The following is a 3,355-nucleotide window of genomic DNA, read 5'->3' as shown; positions in this document are numbered from 1 at the left end:
TGTTGCACCGCAAGCGCCATCTCGACCCCAGCGGCACCACCGCCGACGACCACCAATCTGTAGCCCCTCAAAGCCTTGGCTGCCGCAAGAACGTGCGGCCAACGCGCGAAGAAATTGTCCAGCGGCTTCACTGGCAAAAGCTTGTCCCCCAGGGTTTCCAACCAGGAGGTGTCGGTTTCGCTGCCAACGTCGAGCGACAACAAGTCGTACTCAAGATGCTGACCATTGGTCAATGCAACACACCGACGCGCTGCGTTCATACCGACAATCTGCTCGAGAACAAGGTGGACACCGGCCGCCCGAACCAGCGGGTCGAGGTCAACACGACACTCGGCTTGGCTGTAATGCCCAGCCACCCAGCCGGGCAACATGCCTGAATAGTGCTGATGTTTTGAAGGCGTGATCAGGACAACATCTATTCCTTCGGGCCGCTTTTTCGCCAGGGCACGCAGCACCGACAAGTGCGCGTAACCACCTCCTACCAAAACAAGTCTCTTGGTCACAAATGTTCTTACCGAAATTGGCGCTGTATCAGACGTGCGGCGATGGCACGGCGCTCGGGAAATGTCAGGTCATCTTTGCTGAGATACAGAAACGTCTCCTGGCGCCCCAATTGAGCGGCGGCGGCAGAGGTTGCATCCACGCCGAGGATGGTGGCCTGGAGCCCTGCCTGTTTCGCGATGCGCTCCAGCGCAGGACGTGCTTGCTCCAGCGACAGCATGGCGGCAAACAGGACGGGTGTCCGAGGCGCCATGCTCTTCAATTTCAGAAATACCTCTTCTGCAGACTCAATGATCGAAGACGACAAGGCGAGAGAAATGACGGCTCCAACTGCACCCGTAGACTGACTTTGCAGACCACTGATGTGCTCCAATTTATCGGTGGCATAGCCGTTTTCCTCCAGGAAAGGTTTCATAACGGCGACGATAAAAGTGTGCGGGCGGGCGATAAGAACAGTTTTAGACATTGAACTCTTTCTGCATTGATGACATGCGGATTAGTCGCCACGACCACCGGATTTGTTACACACCGCTGGGGCAATTTGACGTGAACACGCCATTGTTGGAGTTCGCAATCGCGCATGCTCACAAATTTCCGGATGACCGTGTAAGTATTGTCAAGGCTCAAACGACTATGCCCATGAAAGTCGCGTTTCCACTTGACTTTCTGCGTTTTTCGCCAATCTCACCCGTTCAACCCTCCAAGGACTTTTCTATGAACCATCTCTCATCCACAATCGCCAAGACGATCGCCTCTGCCGTAGTCACTGCCGCCGCACTGTCTGGCAATGTCATGGCTGCAGGTTGCGCCGGCGCAAAGTGCGGCCCCAAGACCAACATGGCCAAATGCGGCGCCTGCAAGGCCAAGTGTGGTGCAGCCAAGCCCCAATGCGCTGCCAGCAAGGCACATGCGGCAAAAGCCAAAGCCAAAAGGATGAAAGCCAAATGCGGCGCCTGCGCTGCCAAGTCATAGTTTTCTTCGCTTTCGCTCCCCGGTGACTACTTGGTCACCGGCGCTGCATTCTTGAGCATGACCGCTTCAACACATCTCCGGCGAAATTGGCGCGCTGCTTCCGACACGCAGATCGCCAGGGCGCTACGGGACGCGCGCGCCAGTGTCTTGGCGTTCGTAACCGTGACAGCGGAGCGTGGTTCCCTGATTCAAAGCTGGATTGCGGATCGCGAAGTGCTTCAGTTTGAGCACTACCCAGCAGACGACCTGGTTGACACCCAACGTGGCTCCCAGTTTTACTACCATTCTCATAGGGACGGCGACCAGGAACACGGGCATTTGCACTTGTTTTGGCACAGCACGGCGACTGGGCGCAGACGGTACGTGAAGCCTGGCAGGCCCAGATGGAATCGCACCGAGCCGACTCATCTATTTGCCATCTCGCTTGACGCGCGTGGCCTGCCTGTTGGGCTGTTCACTGTGAACCAATGGGTCACGGATGGCCACTGGTTTGATGCAGCAGCCACCATGGCTTGCATTGATCGGTTCGCGATGGGCGAGATCGAAGGGCATGAACAATCATGCCGCTGGTTGACGGGCTTTGTTCGCTTGTATCGCCCTTTGATCAATGAACTGCTCGTCCAACGCGACAAACGTTTGGCGCGGCGATCCAACTTGACGCAGGCCTTGCAAGACCGTGGTCTGGAAGTGCTGAGTCTGATACCCATCGACTGGATTGCCGACACGGATGCCTTGGAGGCAGAGTCTGTTCGGCGGCAGTTAACCCGGCAGCGTTGTTAACCCAAAGAATCCAGCGGCTATTCCGCTGATGGCGGTGGCCGATGCTTCCCGCACTGGCTTCATGCGTGTGCGAGATTGGGTGCTCGCACGCATTGAACGTGTGCGACACGGTTTCGCACTGCTGCTCGGTGCCCTGGGAGTCGCGATTCTGACGGGCGGTGACAAATGGATGGAGAGTCAAATTCTGCTGTGGCTTCCGGACTCGTGGGTTAATTTAACCGTCGGGATTTGACAACACTGCCTGAAACAGCCATCCAGCGAACCAGCCCCGACGCGCAGGCGATTGATCGCTCCAACCGGCACCAAGGCCGGGTCTTTGCGCATTGCTGACAACACCCTCAAACAACAAACCTGTACGCGAATTAGTCACCGTGTCGAATTTTGCACATCGATAAGGGACGGACAAAAAAATACCCGGCACAGTGGCCGGGTGTCGGGTATATCGGGGTGCGCAATCAGTTCATCAGGCGGACCCTCTGTGGCAATCTAGAGCTTACTTCTTGCCCCCAGCACCTCCACCCATGCCGCCATGACCAGCGCCCATGCCGCCCGCACTTCCAGATGCACCTGCACTTCCAGACATACCGGCACCGCCGGCTTTGCCACTGCCAGCGGCACCGGGCTTGCCAGCACTTTCAGCCATGCTTGAACGATTGGCTGCACTGACAACGTCACCCAGCCTCACGCCCATGGAGTTGGCGATCTGCCCCCAACCCAGGCCACTGGCGCGCTGGTCTTGAATGCTTTTGACAGCGTCGGCAAGCTGGCCGCTGGTCGGGTTGGTGATGCCTTGCTTTGCAAGGTTTGCCTTGGCCAAGTCGGTCGCGAAGTCTTGCTTGGGGGCCGTCTGCGTCACGGGAGTTGGCGCAGTAGCGGTCTGAGCCATGACACCCAGTCCGGACAGCATGGCAGCCGAAAACAAGCACTTGGCTAAAGATGATTTACTGATTTTCATGGGGCACTCCTGTTCATATGAAAGAACAAAAATTCTAGGCTTGCACCTAGGCAGATGCTATGGAGTTTGTGTAAAGGGTGTAACTTGAAAACTATCCCGTCGCGGTCAAATCCTCATTTCTTGGAAACGTGACCACGTGCTCCACCT

The 3,355-nt window shown here is 56.7% G+C and carries 5 protein-coding genes; 2 read left to right on the top strand and 3 right to left on the bottom strand.

Annotated features, from left to right (window positions below):
• Together PHS32_RS23985 and PHS32_RS23980 are read right to left on the bottom strand one after the other, a co-directional pair.
• Positions 1 to 503 (bottom strand): FAD-dependent oxidoreductase (locus PHS32_RS23985; RefSeq protein ID WP_301082109.1); only part of this gene is annotated, 503 nt, incomplete at its 3' end.
• A gap of 8 nt (positions 504 to 511) precedes the next feature.
• Complete coding sequence (locus PHS32_RS23980) at positions 512 to 967, bottom strand: hypothetical protein (protein ID WP_301082108.1); 456 nt, start codon at positions 965 to 967, stop codon at positions 512 to 514.
• An 80-nt stretch (positions 968 to 1,047) separates the two neighbouring features.
• Here PHS32_RS23980 and PHS32_RS23975 point away from each other — a divergent pair, with 80 nt between their 5' ends.
• Positions 1,048 to 1,473: a hypothetical protein gene (locus tag PHS32_RS23975; protein ID WP_301082106.1), complete on the top strand. Its 426-nt coding sequence runs from the start codon at positions 1,048 to 1,050 to the stop codon at positions 1,471 to 1,473.
• A 57-nt stretch (positions 1,474 to 1,530) separates the two neighbouring features.
• On the top strand, positions 1,531 to 2,253 hold the full coding sequence (locus tag PHS32_RS23970; protein ID WP_301082105.1) for a hypothetical protein: 723 nt from the start codon (positions 1,531 to 1,533) through the stop codon (positions 2,251 to 2,253).
• Positions 2,254 to 2,746: 493 nt separating this feature from the next.
• On the opposite strand, the gene PHS32_RS23965 is transcribed toward PHS32_RS23970, so the two are convergent.
• A complete protein-coding gene (locus PHS32_RS23965) occupies positions 2,747 to 3,208 on the bottom strand; it encodes a hypothetical protein (RefSeq protein WP_301082103.1) in 462 nt (153 codons plus the stop codon).
• Positions 3,209 to 3,355: the final 147 nt, after the last annotated feature.

This window comes from Rhodoferax sp. (assembly GCF_028714215.1).
Classification (GTDB): domain Bacteria; phylum Pseudomonadota; class Gammaproteobacteria; order Burkholderiales; family Burkholderiaceae_C; genus Rhodoferax.
The sequence above is the reverse complement of the archived record's forward strand: the minus strand, read 5'-3'. Positions and strand labels throughout refer to the sequence as shown.

What these genes read in the sequence shown, in the direction of transcription:
- PHS32_RS23970 (WP_301082105.1), top strand. Translation starts at nt 1,531, where the DNA reads ATGACCGCTTCAACACATCTCCGGCGAAATTGGCGCGCTGCTTCCGAC.
- PHS32_RS23980 (WP_301082108.1), bottom strand. Translation starts at nt 967, where the DNA reads ATGTCTAAAACTGTTCTTATCGCCCGCCCGCACACTTTTATCGTCGCC.
- PHS32_RS23965 (WP_301082103.1), bottom strand. Translation starts at nt 3,208, where the DNA reads ATGAAAATCAGTAAATCATCTTTAGCCAAGTGCTTGTTTTCGGCTGCC.